Annotated in this window: 20 protein-coding genes and 1 tRNA gene; 7 read left to right on the forward strand and 14 right to left on the reverse strand. The window is 40.7% G+C overall.

Annotation, left to right across the window (positions count from 1 at the left end; translation table 11 throughout):
- The first annotated feature begins 32 nt into the window (after nt 1-32).
- Nucleotides 33-3,185 carry a DUF3427 domain-containing protein gene (locus C7391_RS04320; protein WP_133517325.1) on the forward strand — a complete coding sequence of 1,051 codons (3,153 nt, stop codon included), beginning with the start codon at nt 33-35 and terminating at the stop codon, nt 3,183-3,185.
- A 24-nt stretch (nt 3,186-3,209) separates the two neighbouring features.
- Nucleotides 3,210-3,491 carry a hypothetical protein gene (locus tag C7391_RS04325; RefSeq protein ID WP_166627403.1) on the forward strand — a complete coding sequence of 94 codons (282 nt, stop codon included), beginning with the start codon at nt 3,210-3,212 and terminating at the stop codon, nt 3,489-3,491.
- A 95-nt stretch (nt 3,492-3,586) separates the two neighbouring features.
- Here the strand turns inward: C7391_RS04325 and C7391_RS04330 are convergent, their stop codons facing one another.
- From C7391_RS04330 to C7391_RS04360, 7 genes are all read right to left on the reverse strand, one after another.
- The gene (locus C7391_RS04330; RefSeq protein WP_133517327.1) at nt 3,587-4,669 is read right to left on the reverse strand and encodes a DUF262 domain-containing protein; all 1,083 of its coding nucleotides are present in this window, start codon (nt 4,667-4,669) and stop codon (nt 3,587-3,589) included.
- The gene (locus C7391_RS04335; RefSeq protein ID WP_133517328.1) at nt 4,670-5,683 is read right to left on the reverse strand and encodes a hypothetical protein; all 1,014 of its coding nucleotides are present in this window, start codon (nt 5,681-5,683) and stop codon (nt 4,670-4,672) included.
- A gap of 97 nt (nt 5,684-5,780) precedes the next feature.
- Nucleotides 5,781-7,241 (reverse strand): 2-oxoacid:acceptor oxidoreductase family protein, encoded by a 1,461-nt coding sequence (locus tag C7391_RS04340; RefSeq protein ID WP_133517329.1) that lies wholly within the window; start codon nt 7,239-7,241, stop codon nt 5,781-5,783.
- Nucleotides 7,242-7,243: 2 nt separating this feature from the next.
- Nucleotides 7,244-8,305 (reverse strand): 3-methyl-2-oxobutanoate dehydrogenase subunit VorB, encoded by a 1,062-nt coding sequence (locus C7391_RS04345; protein ID WP_133517330.1) that lies wholly within the window; start codon nt 8,303-8,305, stop codon nt 7,244-7,246.
- A 3-nt stretch (nt 8,306-8,308) separates the two neighbouring features.
- Entirely contained in the window at nt 8,309-8,560 is a 252-nt protein-coding gene (locus C7391_RS04350) for a 4Fe-4S dicluster domain-containing protein (protein ID WP_133517331.1), read from the reverse strand.
- Between the two features lie 237 nt (nt 8,561-8,797).
- Nucleotides 8,798-10,519, reverse strand: a complete 1,722-nt coding sequence (locus C7391_RS04355) for an AMP-binding protein (protein ID WP_133517332.1) — start codon at nt 10,517-10,519, stop codon at nt 8,798-8,800.
- A 54-nt stretch (nt 10,520-10,573) separates the two neighbouring features.
- Nucleotides 10,574-11,122 carry a helix-turn-helix domain-containing protein gene (locus C7391_RS04360; protein ID WP_133517333.1) on the reverse strand — a complete coding sequence of 183 codons (549 nt, stop codon included), beginning with the start codon at nt 11,120-11,122 and terminating at the stop codon, nt 10,574-10,576.
- A 254-nt stretch (nt 11,123-11,376) separates the two neighbouring features.
- Between C7391_RS04360 and C7391_RS04365 the strand changes: the two genes are divergently transcribed.
- A complete protein-coding gene (locus C7391_RS04365) occupies nt 11,377-11,688 on the forward strand; it encodes a hypothetical protein (protein ID WP_133517334.1) in 312 nt (103 codons plus the stop codon).
- A gap of 65 nt (nt 11,689-11,753) precedes the next feature.
- On the opposite strand, the gene C7391_RS04370 is transcribed toward C7391_RS04365, so the two are convergent.
- From C7391_RS04370 to C7391_RS04390, 5 genes are all read right to left on the reverse strand, one after another.
- Nucleotides 11,754-13,418 carry a hypothetical protein gene (locus C7391_RS04370; protein WP_133517335.1) on the reverse strand — a complete coding sequence of 555 codons (1,665 nt, stop codon included), beginning with the start codon at nt 13,416-13,418 and terminating at the stop codon, nt 11,754-11,756.
- Between the two features lie 88 nt (nt 13,419-13,506).
- A complete protein-coding gene (locus C7391_RS04375; RefSeq protein ID WP_223610982.1) occupies nt 13,507-14,607 on the reverse strand; it encodes a M42 family metallopeptidase in 1,101 nt (366 codons plus the stop codon).
- A 26-nt stretch (nt 14,608-14,633) separates the two neighbouring features.
- Nucleotides 14,634-15,932, reverse strand: coding sequence for a glutamine synthetase family protein (locus C7391_RS04380; protein ID WP_133517336.1), 1,299 nt, complete (start codon nt 15,930-15,932; stop codon nt 14,634-14,636).
- 398 nt (nt 15,933-16,330) lie between these two features.
- Complete coding sequence (locus C7391_RS04385; RefSeq protein WP_133517337.1) at nt 16,331-17,056, reverse strand: NAD(P)-binding domain-containing protein; 726 nt, start codon at nt 17,054-17,056, stop codon at nt 16,331-16,333.
- A gap of 338 nt (nt 17,057-17,394) precedes the next feature.
- Nucleotides 17,395-18,195 (reverse strand): mechanosensitive ion channel family protein, encoded by an 801-nt coding sequence (locus C7391_RS04390; RefSeq protein WP_133517338.1) that lies wholly within the window; start codon nt 18,193-18,195, stop codon nt 17,395-17,397.
- 331 nt (nt 18,196-18,526) lie between these two features.
- Between C7391_RS04390 and C7391_RS04395 the strand changes: the two genes are divergently transcribed.
- The 3 genes from C7391_RS04395 (at nt 18,527) to C7391_RS04405 (ending at nt 20,656) form a co-directional block, all read left to right on the forward strand.
- Nucleotides 18,527-19,750 (forward strand): hypothetical protein, encoded by a 1,224-nt coding sequence (locus C7391_RS04395; RefSeq protein ID WP_133517339.1) that lies wholly within the window; start codon nt 18,527-18,529, stop codon nt 19,748-19,750.
- Between the two features lie 107 nt (nt 19,751-19,857).
- On the forward strand, nt 19,858-20,178 hold the full coding sequence (locus tag C7391_RS04400) for a HesB/IscA family protein (protein ID WP_133517340.1): 321 nt from the start codon (nt 19,858-19,860) through the stop codon (nt 20,176-20,178).
- Between the two features lie 121 nt (nt 20,179-20,299).
- Entirely contained in the window at nt 20,300-20,656 is a 357-nt protein-coding gene (locus tag C7391_RS04405; protein WP_133517341.1) for a nascent polypeptide-associated complex protein, read from the forward strand.
- A 122-nt stretch (nt 20,657-20,778) separates the two neighbouring features.
- Here C7391_RS04405 and C7391_RS04410 read toward each other — a convergent pair.
- Nucleotides 20,779-20,850: transfer RNA gene (locus C7391_RS04410), tRNA-Cys, on the reverse strand.
- Between the two features lie 101 nt (nt 20,851-20,951).
- On the opposite strand from C7391_RS04410, the gene C7391_RS04415 reads away from it, so the two are divergent.
- On the forward strand, nt 20,952-21,584 hold the full coding sequence (locus C7391_RS04415) for a GTP-binding protein (RefSeq protein WP_133517342.1): 633 nt from the start codon (nt 20,952-20,954) through the stop codon (nt 21,582-21,584).
- Here C7391_RS04415 and C7391_RS04420 read toward each other — a convergent pair.
- Nucleotides 21,581-21,859, reverse strand: a complete 279-nt coding sequence (locus C7391_RS04420; RefSeq protein ID WP_133517343.1) for a DUF1292 domain-containing protein — start codon at nt 21,857-21,859, stop codon at nt 21,581-21,583. The genes C7391_RS04415 and C7391_RS04420 overlap by 4 nt on opposite strands.
- Nucleotides 21,860-22,142 lie beyond the last annotated feature (283 nt).

Consider the following 22,142-nt stretch of genomic DNA (forward strand, 5'->3'; position numbering starts at 1 on the left):
ATTATATTACAAAATAAGATATTACTCATTGTATGTTAAATGAAGGGATCTATGAACAAATTATCAATAATAAATTAAGACCGAAAATTGAAGAATTAAGAGGTTTGGAATACTCCATTGGAACAGAACCAATAGATGTTGAAGAGGCAAGAAAAATATTATCAGCATACATTTCAGAAGTAACCCGCAAAGCTTTGAAAATGATTCGAGAGAATGGTGAGAATGATGCGATTTTGAACCAAATCGAAACATGTAATGATATAATAGAAACTCTTGCAATGAAATTGGATGACGAAGAGTTCAAATCGTTAAAAATTGAAGAGAATGGAGAAATATTAACTCACATTTATTCGAAAATGAATCAGATAAAAGAAAAAAAAGTAATTCGCCCAGTTACACCATTATCCCAGAGTTCTCTTTTTACAGGTTCAATATCAGAACCTGACATGATGAGCGAATTGAAAAAAGAAATTTTATCATCAAACTCCATTGATTTTTTAATTTCATTTGTAAAGTGGAGTGGATTGCGTTTATTGTTAAATGAATTGAAGGAATTCACAGAAAATGGTGGAAAATTAAGAGTCATTACAACAACCTATATGGGTGCAACAGACCCAAAAGCAATCCTTGAACTGAGTCAATTAAAAAATACAGAAGTTAAAATATCATACGATATCGAAAGAACCAGATTACATGCAAAAGCCTACTTTTTCAAGAGAGAAAGCGGTTTTACAACAGCTTACATTGGTTCATCCAACTTATCAAATGCAGCGATGACATCAGGACTGGAATGGAATTTAAAAGTCACTGAAAAAGATTCTTTTGATGTGATTCAAAAATGTGAGGCAACATTTGAAAGCTATTGGAATGATAAAGAATTCAAAACATTCAATTCTGAAAACGAAGAAGATTTACGCCTATTAGAGATTTCACTCAAAAAGAATCAAATACAGAAAGAGGGAATTCAATTTAATTTTGATATCATCCCATACAATTATCAAAAAGAGATATTGGAAGCACTAAAAGCTGAAAGAGAAATTTTTGGTAGAACAAAAAACTTGCTTGTTGCTGCAACAGGTGTTGGAAAAACAGTCATATCTGCCTTTGATTACAAATATTTCAAAAAGGAAAATCCAAGTGCAAAACTTCTTTTTGTTGCTCATCGAGAAGAAATCCTTGAACAAAGCCTTGCCACATTTCGAGCGATTTTAAAAGATAATAATTTTGGCGAGATTCATGTTGGAAAATACACTGCAACGAATCTGGACCATCTATTCATTAGCATACAGAGTTTTAACTCTTTGAAATTGGATGAAAAAACAGAATCTGATTATTATGACTATATTATTGTCGATGAATTCCATCATGCTGCCGCCCCATCATATCAAAAACTATTGAAACATTACAAACCAAAAATTCTGTTGGGCTTAACAGCAACCCCTGAAAGAATGGATGGACAGAATGTTTTAGAGCATTTCGAAAATACAATTGCAGCAGAAATGAGATTAAAAGAAGCAATTGACCGAAAATTGCTTTCGCCATTCCAATATTTCTGTATAACAGATAGTGTTGACCTTTCTCAATTGAAATGGACAAAAGGAAGTTATGATGTTTCAGATTTAAATGAGATTTATGTGAATGATAAGTCAAAAGCAAAACAAAGAGCAAACGATATTATCACAAGTCTTGACAAATACATAACAGACATTAACGACGTAAAAGGACTGGCATTTTGTGCAAGCGTTGAACATGCAATATTTATGTCAGATTTTTTTAATTTTTCAAATATTCCTTCAATTGCTTTACATGCGAATTCAACAGATGAAGAAAGAAAAACTGCAAAAGATAAACTTCGAAATGGAGAAATTAAATTCATTTGCGTGAGAGATCTTTACAATGAAGGTGTCGATATTCCAGAAGTGAACACCGTTTTATTTTTGCGCCCGACAGAAAGTCTAACAATATTCATTCAACAGCTGGGAAGAGGATTAAGACTTTCAGAAGACAAAGAATGTTTAACTGTTCTGGATTTTGTTGCTCAAGCCCACAAAAACTACAATTTCCAAGAGAAATTTCAAGCGCTTGTTGGTAAATCAAATCATTCGATTGAATATTTTGTTGAGAATGGATTCTCAAACTTACCAAAAGGATGTTTTATTCAACTTGAAAAACAAGCTCAAGAATACATATTGAGGAATATAAAAGATTCAAAAAATACGCGAAAATTCTTAATTCACAGGATAAAATACTTCAAACAAGATACGGGTAAAGAGTTAACGCTTTCAAACTTTTTAACACATTACAATTTAAAACTTTCAGATTTTTATGGACCGGCTTGTGATAGAACATTAAGACGAATGATGGTTGATGCAAATATTAAAGAAGATTTTGAATGTGAAAACGAAATTGCATTAACAAAAAGACTTTCAGGGATTTTCAAAATAAATTCCGTCCAATGGTTGAAATTTTTAATTCATTACATTGAGAATAAACCTAAAATAACATCAAAAACCGACCAAATGATGTTAAATATGCTTTATTATACGATATACCAATCCAAACCCGAAAAAGAAGGATTCGTGTCAATAGAGGATGGAATTTGGAATTTTTTAAAATGTGAAGAGATAAAGGAAGAAGTCTTAGACATTCTCAAATACAACTATGAGCAAATCGATTTCATCCCTGAGAAAAACACCTTCAGTTTTGACTGTCCTTTGGATATTCACTGCAGCTATTCAATGGCACAAGTAATGGCTGCATTTGATTATTACAATGAAGAAAACCGCCCCCCATTCCGAGAAGGTGTCAAATACTTCGAGGATAAAAAGTTGGATATTTTCTTCATAACACTCAATAAATCTGAAAAGGACTTTTCTCCGTCTACGCTTTACGAAGATTATGCAATAAATGAAAACTTATTCCATTGGCAAAGCCAAAGTCGGACAAAAGTGGATTCTACCACAGGACAGCGATATATCAATCATAAGAAAACAGGGAATAAAATCGCTCTTTTTGTAAGAGAATATAAAAAAGAAGAAAATTACACAGCAACATTCACATTCCTTGGCGAATGTGAATATATCAGCCATTCCGGAAGCGAGCCTATTAGTTTTGTTTGGAAACTAGAAAATGAAATTCCTCCAAAACTCTTGGAAAATGCAAATAAAACGATATTGATTGATTAAAATGAAAGATTAAAAGGTGTAGACTTGAGAAGGCAAAAAGAATTATCATTTCTATTGATGGATTATTTAACAGATTGGACAGACATCGAAGAGGATTGTTTGGCTATTGAAGAAAGCATCACAGAAATCGAATTATATGGAGTTACTTTCAACGAATTAAATGATGATTTGGTGAAAGCAGCACTTCGTCATTTCATAGGTGTTATAAATCCATGGAATAAAGATGCAGTTCCTGAAATTCTACAAGGTATTGGTTTTTCAGAAATAGAAATTGAACGATATTGGGAACAGCTTTACAGCAATTAAAACAAAAGAACAGAATTCAAAAAGAATTCTGTATAGATTAAATAAAAACTTAATTTCGAATATTAATTTTAAATCGAACATATGATTCAAAACAATTATTCCTGAATAGTACTAAGACCGCAATATCCTAAAATTGAATTAACTCTTTTTAACCTCGAAGATTTTGATTTCGTTTGAGATTGCATTGAATTACTATATTCTTCAACATGTTTATTTTTCTTGGGGACAGATGGACTTCTCAGTTCTGAAAAGAAATCATTCAACTTTAAAGAATAATCATTATTGTTATTAGTTTTAAATAACACCCATGAGAAACACCAAAGGCCATACAGGTGGGAAACGCCATCAATTTTAAATGTTTTATAATTCAAGTTTAATTTCTTAAGAATGTTAGTAATAGAGTTAAAATCAGAAATACATTTGTCAATATCTGTCTGCGTTAAGTAATTGTCAGAACAATATTTTTTATATAAATCATCGATATAACGGCTTTTATCTCTGGTTTTACTGCCGGATTTTGGAATTTTGTCCTCTAAAATTACAAACACTAACTCGGATATAAATTCAACATCATCATACCGATTAATTTTCAAGTGGGAAAGATTAATTTTCCAAAAATTTGTAGTAGACAATTGAGTAACCATTTCATAGAAAGGAGCAGAATTGTACTTTGCTTTTCGGAGTTCTTGGCCTGTCAGTGGTTCTCCATTCCGATTTAACCGGTCGAAAATATTGTCAATTATTTCATCTTCATCTGAATCAATATATTCGATGGTAACTTCATATCTCCAAAATTCTTTTTTCCATTCTCTTAAACGATCAATATCCAAATCAGCAAATTTTGCACCATTCAATAATTCACTCCCGAAATCGTCTTCGGAAAAGTTATCTGGCAATGAAATATCACCATTAATGAAAGAAATTATTGATGTTAACCTTTGTTTTCCATCAATTACATCATACATAGTTTTACCATTATCATCGATCTTTTGACGGAGAAAGATAGGGGGCATCGGATAATTTTTGAGGATAGTGTCAATTAAAAATGATTTTTTGTTTTCACTCCAAACATCCCCTTCTCTTTGATATGGAGGTTCAAAATTAAATTTATTTAATTGATAATATTCCCAAAATTGAGCAATTTTCATATTATTAGAGCTTCGGTTTAAGACATTCATTCAATCACCTAAATTATTGCAAGATGTATAAAAAATAACATTTTTAAATAAAGTGGTTATAACTGCATTTAAAGATCTATTAGGACGAGGATTAACAAGCTTTACACAATCTAATTCGGGCGGAATTTCTGTAAGCATTGAATCGATTTCTAACCGGTCAACGGGCCAATAAGAAAGACCACAAATGATTAGTTCATCCCTTTTTTCTAATTGCCTTGCTTTTTCCTTGATTTCGTCTTTGATACATTTTGACCATTCATAAGTTAATCGATTTGAATCGCCGGCAGGAGGGATAATAGCACATATTGATTTGTAATCTTCTAAATCTGTGTAACATACATTGAAATCAGCAATTTTTAAATCAGGTGTTGGATCTGAAACTTCAATATTGTATGCAGTGCAATCACTTTTGCTTTTATGTTGAAAACTGATTGAACCATGAGGTTTATAAATTTGAAATTTCGTATTTTTATTATCGAAACAAGATATATTAAATTCAATTCCTAACTTCATTAGAACTTTTTCTAACCAAATATCATAATTTAAGGTAACAATAGATACATTGTTAATGGTTTCATCCAGAGATAATTGTTTAAAATATTTCCCCCAAGACCAATCGTCAAGATTAATTTCATCAAAATCTAGTTTATTGTCATAATAGATAAAAAGAGAATAGAGATAAGCAACCAGTTCAGCATTTGCTCTTATATAAATTGGAGAATTATTTGTGTAAAAAACATCTCTTTTGTTTAAACTCCATGTTGTAAAATATGTATTAGAACAAGTAATAATGTCTTCAATTAAATTGTTTGATTCATCGATATTTAAGAACGGTCTAGCTCCAAGAGTCCATAAATTTGGACAATATTTATAGGATAAAAACCCGGGAGTATCATCTACTGGCCAAGGGACATTTTCACCATGACGGAAGAGATTTGAAACATCAATTATATTTTCACCGATATTTAAATGAGTTAAAAAATCAATAGTAAATCCATTACCTAAAATAATCATAACCGATTTCATCAAGAATAATAATATAACAAGATATATAAGATTACAATACAAAAAATTAGATATAAAGAGTAAATATTATTATTTACTCTATTTTTTACTTTAAATTCTCCTTCGCCCAATCAAATCCTGCCTTCAAAACAGCAAGATTCATATCAATCAACTTAGGCTTATCCGAAAATGACTCGGAAACAGCATCTTCAAACTCTTTCTGATTCAAACCGGTCGCGCCCAAAGCCAAAATAACACCGAGCATTGCCGTGTTAACAGCTTTTGCAGAACCGCCTTTTGTTGCGATCTCCAAAGCCGGAACGCAGAGCGCTTTCACGCCTTCAGGAGCGGTATAATTTTCGATGGATGAATCGTAAATCAAATAACCGCCTTGTTTGACATCTTTATCGAATTTTTCCAAAGACGGGCGGTTGAGCGCAACCAAAATGTCGGGCGTGTAAACAATCGGGGAACCGATCGGATTGCCGGACAAAACAACGGAACAATTGGATGTGCCGCCGCGCTGTTCGGGTCCGTAAGACGGGTACCAGGATACATTTTTGCCGCCGGAAATGCCGGCTTGAGCGAGAATGATGCCCATAGAGAGAACGCCCTGACCGCCGAAGCCTGCGATTTTGACAAGACAATCCTTAAAGTTCGAGTCGGGTTTCGCCGTATCAACGCCTGCGCTGACGCTGAAAATTTCTTCCAGCTTTTCTTTGGAGAAATCGCTTGCCGGACGAATGAGCGGGGCGACTTCCGCAGTTCTGTCACGGAGGTTGCCGAGCGGGAATTCTTTTTCCATTTGCTCGTTGATGAAATCAATCGATCCTTTCGCGTCCTGTTTCAAATTGTTCGGGCAGCCCGACAATATTTCAACAAAAGCGTAGCCTTTGCCGTCACGCTGGATTTCAAGTGCTTTTTTAATCGCGATTTTTGCTTTTCGAATGTGTTTGATGTCAGACACCGAGACACGCTCGATGAAAACAGGCGCGGTCAAGTTGTTCAAAATTTCGCACATATGAAGCGGGTAGCCGGCAAAGTTCGGGTCGCGTCCGTCTTGACAGGTCACGGTTTTTTCACCGACAAGCGTCGTCGGTGCCATTTGACCGCCGGTCATGCCGTAAACCGTGTTGTTGACGAAAAAGACAGCCATTTTTTCACCGCGGTTGGCAGCTTGAATCGTTTCGTTCAAACCGATGGATGCCAAATCGCCGTCACCCTGATAGGAAATGACGACAGCGTTGTCCTGCGCGCGGGAAATACCGGTTCCGACGGCGGGCGCGCGGCCGTGAGCGACCTGAACGTTTCCGAAATCAAAATAGTAGTAAGCAAAAACAGCGCAGCCGACGGGACTGATTAAGACGCTGCGGTCCTGAATCTCAAGATCGTCGATTGCTTCGCCGATGAGTTTGTGAATCACGCCGTGACCGCAACCGGGACAGTAATGCGTTGCTGTCGGCGCAGCACCGCCTTTTCTGAAATAAACTTCATTCATGCTCTCGGGTCTTTTGAAAACCTTTTCCTGACCGCCGGAGCATCCGCATTTTTTAATTTCGCCGGACATGATTACACCTTCCTGTTTGCCGCAACTTCGCGAATCTTTTCCATGACTTTACCGATTTCAATGATGTTTCCGCCGAGACGGCTGACCAGCTCGACCGGACGCTTGCAGCGAATTGCAAGCATCAAATCATCACGCATTTGTCCTGCGCTCATTTCAACGGCAATGAATGTGCAGTCGCGCTCAGCGATTTTCTGCAATTCCTTTTCCGGGAACGGGAACAATGTAATCGGACGGAACAAACCGACTTTCAAGCCTTCCTTGCGGGCTTCGTCAACCGCGCTCTTGGAAATGCGGCTGCTGATGCCGTAAGAAACCAAAATAATTTCCGCGTCATCCGTCATATATTCTTCAAAGAGCGGTTCTTTGTCGGCGATTTCCTGATACTTTTTCTGAAGCTTCATGTTGAACGCTTCCTGCTGCGCGAAATCCAGGAAAATAGACGTGACAAGATTCGTTTTCGTGTCTTCCGTCCCCGAGACGGCCCAGGTAGTATCAAGAACAGGTTCAATCGCTTTTTCAGGGAAAATCACCGGCTCCATCATTTGACCCAAAACACCGTCGGACAAAATGATAACCGGGTTTCTGTATTTGAACGCCAAATCAAATCCTTTGTACGTCAAATCGCACATTTCCTGAACGGAATTCGGCGCAAGAACAATGTTTTTGTAATTGCCGTGTCCGCCGCCCTTAACCGCCTGATTGTAATCAGCCTGCTCGGGACCGATATTTCCGAGACCGGGGCCCGCACGCTGAATATCAACAATAACCGCCGGCAATTCCGCGCCGGCCATGTAAGAAATGCCTTCCTGCTTCAAGCTCATGCCGGGACCTGACGATGCCGTCATCACGCGGTGACCGGTTGCAGCGGCGCCGTAAACCATATTGATTGCCGATTCTTCGGATTCGGCCTGAACGAATTTGCGTCCTGCTTTCGGGAAGTAATGAGACGCCTCATGCAGAATTTCACTGGCAGGCGTAATCGGATAACCGAAATAACAATCACAGCCGGCATACATCGCGCCGATAATAACGGCTGTATTTCCTTTAATTAATTGAACAGACATAATTCAGGCCTCCGTCTTTTCTTTTTTCGGAACGTGAACTTCAATCGCGTTCGGCTCGGGGCACATATAATAACAGTTGCCGCAGCCGCTGCAGCCTTCTCCCTTGTAGACCGCATACGTGTAACCGCGTTCGTTCAAAACCGTTCCCATTTCCAAAACCTTTTTCGGGCAATCCAAAATGCACCGGCCGCAAGCCTTGCACTCAAGCGCATGAATCACCGGATAAGGAGACTGTTTTTCTTGTAATTCAGACATTAATCCACCTCTTAGAAAAATAACTCGAAGAGAATAAACTCATTCATTTGACATTATTGGAAGAAATGACTGTATTTATAATTAATGAAGATGAGGGACGAAAAGAGCGAGTCTGATGACAAATAGAAGAAAACGAAGAATGTTTTAATTGAATTCATAAAAGCCATACAGCTCGCGCGCGATGGCAGACAAAAATGAAAAAAGAAGAAAAGGAAAAAGAAAAAAAAGAAAGAAGAATCACTCTTCTTTCTTCACATGTTCATCTTCTTCACGAATTTCGATTCTGCGAATCTTGCCGCTGATTGTTTTCGGAAGTTCATCAACGAATTCAATGATTCTCGGATATTTGTAAGGGGCCGTGATCTTTTTCGTATGATTCTGAAGCTCTTTTTTGAGTTCATCCGACGCTTTGTCTTTGTACTCTTTTGTCAGAATAATTGTCGCTTTCACAACTTGACCGCGGACCGGATCGGGAACGCCTGTGATTGCGCATTCCAAAACAGCCGGATGCTGAATGAGCGCGCTTTCGACTTCAAACGGACCGATTTTGTAGCCGGAACTTTTGATGATGTCATCCGTTCTGCCGACAAACCAGAAGTAGCCGTCTTCGTCTTTCCAGGCGGTGTCACCCGTGTGGTAATAGCCGTCATGCCAGGAAGCATTGGTTTTTTCGTCATCAAACTTGTAGCCGGAATAGAAACCCGGTGGCAATGCCGAAATGTTTTTCGAGCCGGGATTTTCAGCGACTTTGACAACGATTTCGCCTTCTTCTCCGACATCACATTCGTTGCCGTCGCGGTCAATGATTTTAATATAGTAGAGGGGAACAGGTTTTCCCATTGAACCGGGTTTCGGTGTCATCCACGGAAGCGTTGCGATACAAACAATCAATTCCGTCTGACCGTAACCTTCCATGAGCTGCATGCCCGTGAATTCTTTGAATTTTTCATACACTTCAGGATTGAGCGGCTCGCCTGCGACGACACAATATTGAAGCGTGCTGAAATTGTATTTGGATAAATCTTCTTTGATGAAGAACCGATAAGTGGTCGGCGGCGCACAGAAAGTTGTGACACCATACTGTGCGATTTTCGTCATCATGTTGCCCGCGTCAAAGCGGTCGTAATCATAAATGAAAACGGATGTGCCCCAAATCCATTGCCCGTAAATTTTGCCCCAGACACATTTGGCCCAGCCGCTGTCTGCCATCGTATAGTGAAGACCATTGTCACTGACATTTTGCCAGTAGCCGGCCGTTAAAATGTGGCCGAGCGGATAAGCGAAATTGTGGCAAACCATTTTCGGAAAACCGGTTGTACCGGATGAGAAATAATAAAGCATGTCATCGGTGTTTTGTGTTGCATCAGCGCCGGTCGGGCGAACGAAATCAGGTGAGGACTCAGCAAGTTCAGCTTCAAAGTCGAGCCATCCGTCAGCACCGTTTGAATTGCCGCCGACATTGAATTTCAGGAAATTGGTTTTGCCCATTTTTTGAAGCGCGGCATCAAAAATCAAATCTAATCCGCCTTCATTGATTCCGACAACACCGCAGGCACCGGACTTTTCAAGACGGTAAACAATGTCTCTTTCTTTAAGCATATGCGTTGCGGGAACGGCAACCGCGCCGAGTTTATGAAGCGCGGGCAGGCAAATCCAGAAAGTATAATGGCTTTTGAGCGTCAAAATAATTGCAGACCCCTTCTTAACGCCGTGTTTTTTGAAAAGATTAGCGGCTTTATCGGTTTCTGTTTTTAACGCGCCGAATGTCATTATTTTTTCGTTGCCGTTATCGTCGCACCACACAAAGGCGACTTTTTCGGGATCAATTTCTGCGTAACGGTCAAGCACGTCGTACGCGAAATTAAAATTCTCGGGAATATTGAGTTTGAAGTTTTCTTTAAAATCTTCGTAAGACTCAAACTCGGTTTTTGAAACAAAATCATGGATCAGATTACTCATAAATAACTCTCATAAAGGATAATTGTGATAGGACATTCAAGGATTAAAACGGCATCAGAGAATGATTGCCAGGAACTTTGCGGGCTTTCCGTCAAGCGCTTTCATGGCGTGCGGATAGTTGGAATCAAAATAAATCGAGTCGCCCGGATTTAAAATGACTTCATTGCTGTGAATGTAAATCTTTAAGCTGCCCTCTAAAATGTAGTTGAATTCCTGTCCCGGGTGAGAGTGAAGCGTCGGCTCTCCGTCTTTGGGCTCGGCCGTTACGACAAAAGGCTCCACTTTTTTGCCGATGAATTTTTCGGCAAGCGCCTGATATTTGTATTGGCTGCGGCGCTCAACAGAAACGCCCTTGCCGTCGCGCGTCACCGTAAAAACGTTCATGCGCGGGGACTCGCCTGTTAAAAGAAGAGACATGTCGACTTTGAAGAAATTGGCAATTTCTAAAAGCATGCTTGCCGGAATGTCCGCTTCCGCGTTTTCGTATTTCAAATAAGTATCGACAGAGATGTCCATAACGGACGCAATCTCTTCAGGCGCAATATCGGAAACTTCACGAAGCTCCTTAATGCGGTTTGCAATTTCAATAATTTTTTCTTGCATATATAACACCGAATTTATGATAGTGAAAAATAACAAAAGAGGCATAAAAAATAATCGGTGAATCGAAAATGAAATGATGGATTTAAGTTGCAATTTTCAATAACCCAAAAAAACCACCAGCTAAAATTCAATAACCCGAAACAACCACCCGCTAATTTTTGTTTTCGAACGAAGAGAGAAAACGGAAATTTGCGGATTCGTACCCAGCCGATACAGCAAACCCAAAAAACTGATTTATAAGGTTTTATTCTACTGTGTTTGCTTTTGCCGCGCTGTGTCTGCTTTTGCCGCGTTGCGTCTGCTTTTGCCGCGTTGCGTCTGCTTTTGCCGCGCTGTGTCTGCTTTTGCCGCGTTGCGTCTGCTTTTGCTGCGTTGCGTCTGCTTTTGTCGCGTTGTGTTTACTTTGCTGCGTTGCATCTGCTCTTTTTTATCGTATCCGTTCGCTTACGCGAACGTGGGTGCTGTTACCTTGCCGTTTGCATTTGCAACCGACTGCCGCCGACGCCGCCCGCCCGCGCGAGACCCGCCATTTAAAAATAGAAATGAAAAACGACAAACGTTTTTAAACAAAACAAAATTGAAAAACGACACACTGTTTTTGAAAAAAGAAAAGAAAAAGACAGAAAAACCGTTAATAATTCGGCCTTTCCTGTTTCAAATAATTAATCGGATTGTATGCCGGGAAACCGCGGCGTTCCAATTCATCAAGCGCCAATTTTCTGTGTTCTTCAAAGGACAGCGTAAAGGATGAAATGACATTGCCGGCCGGGTCAGCCTGTGTAATTTCCAAATCTTTTTTGCGTGAAATCAAATGCAAAATGTTGCAGGTTGCAGGCGTATTGACAGAGCGCAGGCGGTTGATTGCGGCAGCCGTTTCTTTGTGTGTGAGAATCGGCTTATCTTCACCGCTTTCATAACTGTACGTGAATCCGATGGCTTTAATGAAAGAGTTCATAACAGCGGCTTCAAAGCTGACAAGTTCGGAAATGCCGGAAAGCATTTCTTCCGTGAACTGAGGCGTGTAGCCGATACCGTAAGAATCAAAGATGCGTTTGAACGACCATTCGATGACGTCTGAGAGTTCACCCGGAGCAAGCAGCGCCATGACTTCAGTGGGCGTGTCCAAGTTGTTTTGCGTGCAGTAATCACGCATTTTTTTGGCAAGCGAAGGGGCCATAGCTTCTTCGGCGCAGTTGACTTTCATCATGCTCGCGATGATGGCAAAAGCGGAGTAGCCGGCACGGTTAAAAAGAAGATTGTCATCAGCCATGTAAACGCCCAAAAGCTCTTTGCAAACGCGCGGACCTTCTTCTTTCATGAAGCTGATGCATGTGAAAGCGCGGGCGATTTCCTGCGACGTTCCGTTTTGAGCGTAATGAAGAATCAGCGGACGGACGGATTTTTCGATTCTTCCGAAAAACTTCATGCCGCGCTCCTCTGTGAGCGGAGAAGTGGAGTTGACCAAAATCATCCAGACCAAATCCATTTGATCGGGGCGGAGAATCTCTTTTTTCTCCAAAGCTTCAAGCGTGTGAACGCGGGCGGATTCGTCAGCCAAAATGGATTTTTCAAGAAGCGCATAAACGGCGGAGTTGTCTTCTGCCAGCGGAACCGCGACCCGAATCGCTCTTTTCTGAACTTGGGAACTGAAATCCATCAAATATTTATCCAATTTTTCAATATTGGGCGTCAGTCTGCCGCGCATTTCCAAAATAGATTCGGCAGCATTGTCACCGAGCGGATAAAGGTCAAGCATATTGTAAAGCGCGTCGGAGACGGGTGACAAATCGCCATCCACTTGCGGAATCAAAACCAACGCTTCCGCAGCGTAACCGGATTCACGGTTTAAGAATGAAGCCAGAATCGGAAGAATGGTGGGCGGCAAGTGAATTTTATCAAAAAACGGAACGACTTTTTTCTTGGTTTCAACATCTGCATCGCGGATTGTTGCTTCGAGGAATGAATAACTGTTGATGACAACGGCCGCAGGAAGTTTGTCTAAGGAAAATTCGAGATTATCAGGCGCGTTGATCAGTGCTTCAACAAACGGCGTGCATAATTCTGCCGGCAGATCCGCGCTGCATAAAAGATCATAAAGGCGTTCGGCGACAGTCGCGTGTTTTCTTGAGCGTGCCGCTTGAGGAACAATCGTTTGGAATTTTTCAACCATAAACGGCAGCATTTCCGGACCGCCGGCTTGCAAAAATTCAATGCCTTTATCAATTTTTTCCTGTTTGTCCGAGCTGAGCGCTTCAACGGCTTTCTGCGGCGTCATTTCAGAATTAAATAATCCCATTCTTGCATCCTCCGATCAAATAATGAATTGTAAAAATGAATTGTAAAAGTAAAAAAGAAAAGCGGTTAAAATTAAAAGAGTTTACCGCTTATTCTGTCTTTTTTGAGAAATATTTGTGCGCCCTCTCGATTGCGGCAACCGTTAGTTCAACGCTTTCTTCAATGTCATTCAAATCAACGACTTCAACAGGAGAGTGAATATAGCGCGTCGCAATCTGAATCGTTCCTGTCGGAATGCCTTCTTTTGTCAAGTGAATGGCGGATGCGTCTGTTGTGCCGCCTTCGCCGACACTGAGCTGGACGTCGATTTCAATTTTGTCTGCGGATTCGCGGAGCCATTTAACGACTTGCGGGTGCGCAATCAGTCCGCGGCCGGAAGCATCGGAAATGGAGACAATCGGTCCCGCGCCGATTTCAAGCGGAGAGTCGAGCTTTGTGATGCCGGGGTGGTCGCCCGGAACGGTGGTGTCAAGCGCGATAGCAACATCAGCGTCAACGGCGTAAGCGGCGGTTTTGGCCCCTTTTAAGCCGACCTCTTCCTGAACAGTTCCGACAGCGCAAACAGTTGCTTTGATATCTTTTCCCTTCAGGCGGCGCATGACTTCAACCATTAAAGCAACACCGGCGCGGTTGTCAAAGCATTTGCCGGTCACGCGGTCGTTGGCGAGTTTTGCGAATTGACGGTCAGGTGTAATCCAGGTACCGACTTCGATGCCGAGATTTTTGACATCTTCGGCATTTTTCGCGCCGATGTCAATGAATAAATCTTTGTGTTTGACGGGAGATTTCGCGTCTTCGGGCGTCATGACGTGCGGCGGTTTGGAGCCGATAACGCCGTAAAGATCGCCTTTTGTGCCGTGAAGAATGACGCGCTGATTGAGAAGCGTCGGGTCAAACCAGCCGCCGAATTTGGCGAATCGGATAAAACCGCTGTCTTCGATGTATTTAACCATTAAACCGATTTCATCCATGTGCGCGGCCAACATGATGGTCGGGCCGTTTGGGGAACTGCCTTTGCGGACAGCAATTAAACTGCCGAGCGCATCGAATTTAATTTCATCCGTACAGTCTTTTAAGTCTTCTTTGAGAAGGCGGCGGATTTCATCTTCGTTTCCGGAAATGCCGTGCGCGTTTGAATATTTTTCAAGGAGAGACGCGACAGCGTCCAATGATTTTGAATCGTTTGTCAAGTAAACCACTTCGTTTTCTTTTAAGATTATAAGTATTTTTCAAGTTCCCACGTATGAACACAGCCGATATAATCGCTCCATTCAAATATTCCTGTTTGATAGATGGAGGAAGAAATTGAATCGCTGAGCGCTTCCCGAATCAAAGCGTCGTTGTTAAACGCAAGCAGTGCCTCACGCAATGTGTTCGGAAGCGTTCCTGCGGAAAGCGCCTGTTTTTCGGATTCGGAATAATCGTGCGTTTCAAAATTGACCGCAGGAATCGTCTTTAAATTATCATCAATGCCTGAAATGCCGGCCGCGATTAAAACCAAGAGCGAGAGATACGGATTGCAGGATGAATCGGCATTTTGAACTTCGATTCTTGTTGCGCGCCCGCGAGAAGACGGCAGGCGGATGAGGGAATGACGGTCAACCGCAGACCATGAAACATAATAAGGCGCCTTTCCTTTTTGAACAATTCTTTTGTAAGAATTAACGGTCGGATTGGTGACGGCGCAAATCGCGCGGATGTGTTTGAAAATTCCGGCAATAAATCCGCGGGCTTTGTCTGAAATCATCATTTCCTGATCGGGATGATAGAATTCATTGAATTCGTCTTTCATCAGCGTGAACCCGAATGTTGTTGTCAGGCCTTCCATTGTTGTTGCCGGTTTCGGCATGAAAGAGGCATGTAAATTGTGGCGGCGCGCGACATCGGTGACGAGATATTTCGCCGTCATAATGTTGTCGGCCGTTCGAAGAACGCTGCCTTCTTTGAAGACAATTGAGATCGGCCCCCCCTGATGCATTTGGCGCAGGGAAACAATATCAATTTCGGCAACATTAAGGGCCGAGAGAATTTCACGCTTGACAGCTTCTGTTTTCATAATAGTTTCAGGACTTGGAGAAAAGGATTCGCCTGATGCCACAAAGGAAGCGTCAAAGAGATAAAAACTGAGGGAAGAAGACACCGAAAAAGTGTAGCCGGCTTGGTAAATTTTGCGAACGAATAATTTTAAAGCACTTCTGACACAGCCGTCAAAAGGCTGCCCGTCAAGGAAAGTTAATTCGCAAACGACGCGCCCATAATTTTGTCTCCCGTAATCTAAAATGGAAAACGTTCGCGGGTCAGGCTTAAGCATCAAATCTGAGCCGGTCGGCTTGAAAGTGCCGCCAACGGAATTATCAAACGGCAAACCTTTTGAAAAAGCACTTTCAAGAAGCGCGGGAGGAACATCGAGTTCTTTGAAAACCCCGTCAGCATCTGAAAAATGGAATCTGATAAAATCAAGTTCCTCTTCTTTAACGGCTTCAAGAATTTCTGAAATAGTTGTAAATTGAGCCATAATCAACACTCTCTAAATTAAAAATTAAATTTACAAATATAAACCAGTTACAAGTATAAAATTTTGCACCATGACAAACGAATCACAGCAAAAAAAAGATCAAACCGAATCTTCGTTTTTTCGAAACCCGAAAAAATGATGCATTCGCGCGCGGCACCCTCTCAAAAAGTGCCCCCAGGCACGGTATTGCCGCGGCGAAGCCGCATAAAATCGCACAGCGATTTTAAATAAACACCCTATAAAATCGTAGGCAGAGCCATAAAACGCGAAGCGTTTCACAAACACCGCCCACGATTGACGGCGAAGCCATAAAAATTTGCGAACAAAGTGAGCAAATTTTCTGCAAACACCGCCCTCCCCCTCGCCCCTGAAAAATCGTGAGCGAAGCGAACGATTTTTTAAGTAAACTTAATGCCTGCGTGGCGCAACTCTTTGTTCATTTTTGCAACGTTGAGCAAGAGCGGCGTAATCGGCTCGGTCAGTGCGGCGGCTTCAAGCGGACCGACATCAACGGGGTTCAAGCCGGGAATGTCACGGACAAGCTGCATGATGACGTCTTTTGTCTGTTTGTTGTTGCCGCAGACAGCGATATCCAAATCCATGTCTTTGTCAAAGTCTTCCAAGCGTTTTGCAGAAACGTTGTGGAATGAAGCAACCAAGTCGATTCCCGGCGGAAGAAGAGCCTGAATTTCTTTTGCGGCGCTGCCTGTTTTCGGAACAGCGTAGCAGAAGTAATCCGCATTGTATTCTTCGGGGTCGACTTCGATTTTGACCGGTTCTGTTCCCATGTTGAGGTAGCAGCGGTCTTTAATCATCGGAACGACAACGGATAAAACGGTCTGTCCGTTGCAAAGTGCCGGTTTAATGTGTTCCATAACGGACGGAATCTGATCATAGCGAATAGCAATTACAACAGTGTCAGCGGCTTCCGTCGCGGCTTTATTTTCATCGCCCGTAATTTTTGCGGGTAATGATCTCTCTTTCAAGAAAGCGGCATATTCATTTGCTGCTTCTTGTGCTCTCTCTTTTTCCCTTGAGCCGACAATAACATCGTGGATTTGTCCCCAACGGAGCGCAAAGCCTTTGCCGATATTACCGGTTCCTCCTAAAATTGCAATCTTCATGATTTATCACCAACATTTATCATCTATAAATGTTACCAATTTCAAACTTTACAGGTGGGTGTATATAAATCATTTGGGTGAAAATGAAAAGTGAAAAAGAATACGGCGAGACACTCAAAAGAGAGAAAACAGAAAAATGGCGCAATGACAAATAAAAAAAATGATAATAACAAACAAAGAACAATTAAACGACAATTAAAAAAAATGAATAATAATTAAACAATAAATTAAGGAAAAATGATTAAAAAAAGAAATATTGAATAAATCAACATTTCCTTTTTGTCGTCAAATTCGACTTAACTTTTGTCAGTCAAATTCAACAATTTTTTTCTGTAAAATTATTTTTTGTCGTCGAATTCACGAAGTAATTCTTCTTTAACAGTCGTTGCCATCGTACCGACGTCTTCGGTTCCGGCCCAGGCGCGAATCTGAAGATCAACGGTGTCTGCCGTTAAATTCGAAATATAAATTTTCGGCTCAGGGGTTTGAAGAACCTCGGGATTCTTTTTCAAAACATCCATGACGGCGCGGATTGTGCTGTCAGCGTCGCCGAGAAGAGCGAATGACATGGCAACTTCAAAGCGGCGTGTCGGCAAATGCGACATGTTTACAATCGCGCTGTTCCAAACCATTTTGTTCGGGAGCATGATGTAAGTGTTGTCGGGTGTAATCAATTCAGTTGACATGAGACCGACTTCTTTGACATAACCGGTTTGGCCTGAAACCGTGATGTAATCATCTTTTTTAAAGGGTTCTAAAACAGCGAGCCAAACACCTGCGCCTAAATTGGTTAATGTGTCCTGCATACCAAAGCCCAAAATCAAACCGATGACGGCTGAAAGACCAAGGATGATAGACCCGACTGTAATGCCGAGCGCCGAACAGAATGCCAGCAAAACAGCAACATACAAAAGTGCCGTGATGAGCTGAACCAAAAAGCTGGCCGCCAATTCCGGAATTTTTGTGCGTTTTAAGAGACGTTTGAAAACACTGACCAAAATACGGGCGACAATGAATGCCGCAATCAACACGATAATTGCAAATATAACGTCGGAAACCTGCCAATTTGTATAAGGAACAGCAGTTTCCATGATATCATTTAAAGCGATAATTAATCCCTCCGGGAAATTGTTTACCATTCAAAATTGATAAAAACCAATCGAATGAAAGAGGTACATCATAATTTGCCGAGAACTTTCGGCAAAATTTTGAGTGCACAATAAAGGAAATAGTCATTTCAAAAAATATATACGTTTCTAATGATTGATTATTACCCGACCGGTATGACAAGATAGATAAGACGTATAATTGAGTCAATTCCGAGTATACCGAGATAGTTGAATGAATTACCCGATTCGTATATGACTGAATGTATTTATAATAAAATGTGTTTACTAGTTATTATTTCACATATGTTTATTTCATTATTTTCCATTAATTTATTTCAATTAAAGATTTGAGAACAGAAATATGAAACAGGAATTAACGCGACTCCTTTTGGAAATGTTTAAATCTTACGGGTATGAAACGAGCGAAGGCACGTTCTGCGATATTGTCGGCAAACGCCAGGATTATGAAATCTGGGTGAAATGCGATATTGAAGGCAATTTGAATACGCTTGAGCGGTTTACGCAGCAGGCAAACGGCAAAAACAGCCTTTACATCACGACTAAGAAAATCAAAGGCGGCGAGGAAACCGTTCAAAGATACGCGGAAGATACCGGCGTGATGATTTGGGACAGAGACGCGCTTGCCCGCTATGTCGGCGCGTTTATGGTTGCCAATTTAAGCCGCGAAACATTAGAAAGCGTCGTCGGCAACTACTGTTTGGAATCTCTTTTAGATCAAAAAAAAAACTTTGATCCTGTAAGCGCTTTTGCCAATTCGAAAAACCCGGCCAGTGGTGTTTTGCCGGAGTTTTATGAAAAAGATCATACAGAAGCACATGCGCCGATTGAAAATTATGATTTCAGCGACATTTTTGAGGCACCTGAGGAAGATTATACAGCCGCGATATTCAGCGCGCAAACATCCTCCCGAAGAGAATCGGAATATATTGAAGCAGACCGTCCTTTGCCGCAATCCTACGACATTCCTGAGCCGGAACCTGAAAGATTCCACGCCGACAAAAAAGAAACGCTTGGCATTCGCGCATCTGCAATCAACATGCCGATTGAGCGCGCGGCCGCAGCCGGCAAGTCTTCATTCGGTGAAGTCAAAGATGTTGTTTTGAAGTTTGTTCCTTACTGGAAATACACTTATACACTGAAAGTGGACCGAAAAATCGGAAGCGACCATGTCAAGATGGCGGCATCGGGCGAAGGTCTTTACAACGCCGTCAACGGCAACGAAGATGACATTGAACTCGGTGACATCGGCACACAAACCGTGATTCCCGACATTGAATATGTCATGAAGCAGCCGAAGATGACAAAAGAGGAAGCTCAAAAAGTCATTTTGGAACAATTGAAGCGCAAGCATACACAGGAAATTAAATCCAATGATATGGATGCGCAGTCCATTATTTACCAAAACAAAACTTTCCGCCCGCAGGAAAAGGACTTTGAAATAAAAGTGACACAAGTCTTTGCGTCCATTTGGGAAGTACAAGGTAAAAAAGCGGCTTTGGAACTGAACGCGTACAACGGCCAACCGTTAACAAACCCGGCCGATGACGGTGCTGAATTTGTTTAATTTAAAATGACAAATGAAAAAGTTGCAAAAGGATTTATATCTGATTCGCCGCTATGTTCTTTATTGAATGAACTTTCAATATAAAATAAAAAACAGAGGAGAAAAACATGTTAACAATTACGGATGCAGCTGTCGCTGCTTTAAATGATGTATTGGCTGAACAAAATAAAAAGGATCACTATCTCCGTGTCTTTATTGCAGGCATCGGATGCGGCGGTCCGTCTTTTGGCTTAGCTTTGGAAGACAAAATCGGCGAAGCCGACAAAACCGCTGAAATCGGCGCAACCAAAGTGATTTACGACACAGAACTTGAAAAAACCGTTGAAAATTTAGTCATTGATTACATTGACAACGAAATGGGAACAGGCTTTGTTGTTGAAGATCCGACAGCAGAAGCATGCGGCGGCGGATGTGCCGGCTGCCATTAATTGAACAGAACAGAATATCAGCACGAACACAGCTTTTCGCTGTGATATCGTGTCTTTTTTATTTTATTAATTTCAGAATCAGATAATTATATTCATATATATTCATATTCAGGTGAGAATTATGTTTCCGGGAATGGGCGGCGGACGCGGCGGAATGAATCCGAAGAAAATGCAAGGAATGATGAAACAGCTCGGCATTGAGATGAGCGAAATCAATAATGCAGAACAAGTGATTATTAAAACAACAGACGGCGATATTATCATTGACAATCCGTCAATTTCAATTATGACAGCGCAAGGCGTTGACACTTACCAAATTAACGGTGATGTCAGAAAAGCACCCAAAGAACTGGTCATTCCGGATGAGGATGTTCGTTTGGTTTGCGAACAGACCGGCGTTTCTGAAGAAGAAGCGAAAAAAGCACTTGAAGAAAACAACGGTGATTTGGCTGAAGCGATTTTATCGCTTTCCAGCTGATTTCTTTTTTTAAATATTTCCTTTAATTTTAAAATTATTTTTTCATTTTTTCTTATTCATAGAGAATAATAAAATAAGAGCGCAACTTCTCAAAAAATAGATAGAATAAGAAAAATAAAAAAAGCCAACGTCCGGATTTGAACCGAAGTAGATTCGCTCTGCAGGCGAACGCATAGCCGCTCTGCCACGTTGGCGATAAGACCCCCCTATAAGAGAGATTCTTAAACGGTTTTTTAGTATTTAAAAGAAACGGAGGGATTTTTAATTTGAAAAACAATATTCACATGGTTAAAGAATGACAACGATAAACAATCAAAATAAAGATGAAACGTTAATTGTAATTATCGGCGGATTTTTAGGAAGCGGCAAGACGACTTTGATTAAAGAAATCGGAAAACATTACGCTGCCGACGGAAAAGTTGTTACATATTTTACAAATGAAGTCGGCGAAGAAACAATTGACGGTGATTTGTTAGGATATGATATGGATACAAAAGAAATTACAACAGCTTGTGTCACGTGTAATTTAAAAGAAGTTATGTCAGCGGCTGTTGAACAATTACTTGACCGCGTTCACCCGGATATTTTGTTGATTGAGCCTAAGGAAACAGTTTCACCGCTTGTTGTAAAGGATGAACTCAATAAGATGTCATTGAAATCCGGATCTGAAGAATGTCAATTTGCCCCGCTTTTTACTTTAATTGATTGTTCACGCTTTTTTAAAAACGTAAAAGAGAAAAAGAAAATAACGTTTGATCAAATAGCCGTCTCGGAAGTAATTGTATTGAATAAAACGGATTTAATTGATGAAAAAGAATTGAATTTAATTTCTGAAAGTATTCGGCAAATAAATCCGGATGCAAAAATAATCAAAAATTCAATTCAAAAAGAAGAAAGAGATGAAATTATTAAATTAATTCATTTTTAAGATTCATCGTCGAGCAATTCATCCAAAACATCTGCTGCTTTTTGGAATTCTTCCTCGTCTTCGATATCAATTAATTCAACATCATCTTCGTGTTCTTTAAATCCGTAAATCAAAATGTCTTCGGATCCGTCTTGTTTCAGCAATGCGATGTATTCCTTACCGTTTGCTTCAAATGTCCCGAGAATTTCACATTCAACAGATGTATCATCATCGAATTCGATTGTGAGCGTGTTTGATTCTCCGCAACAACAATCAGGGCCGTGTTCATGTTCCATAACCTAAAAACCTCCTTTTATCAAAACATACCGGATAGGAAATGTTTTTCTCCCCTACATGCGGCTTGAACATAAATAATCTTCTAAGATTTTCAAGAAGAGAAAACAAAAAGAAACAGCTCCCGCTATTCAATTATAAATCTTTATCAAAATACAAAAGCTCCCGCTATTCAATTATAACTCTTTATCAAAATAAGAATGATAAAGAAAGACTCATGGCAGCGATCCAAGGTTCCCGAAGGCTCGCACACTTCAGTACAACAGGGAACGCCGGCGGGCTTAT

Origin of the sequence: Methanimicrococcus blatticola (assembly GCF_004363215.1) — an archaeon.
GTDB classification, from domain to species: domain Archaea; phylum Halobacteriota; class Methanosarcinia; order Methanosarcinales; family Methanosarcinaceae; genus Methanimicrococcus; species Methanimicrococcus blatticola.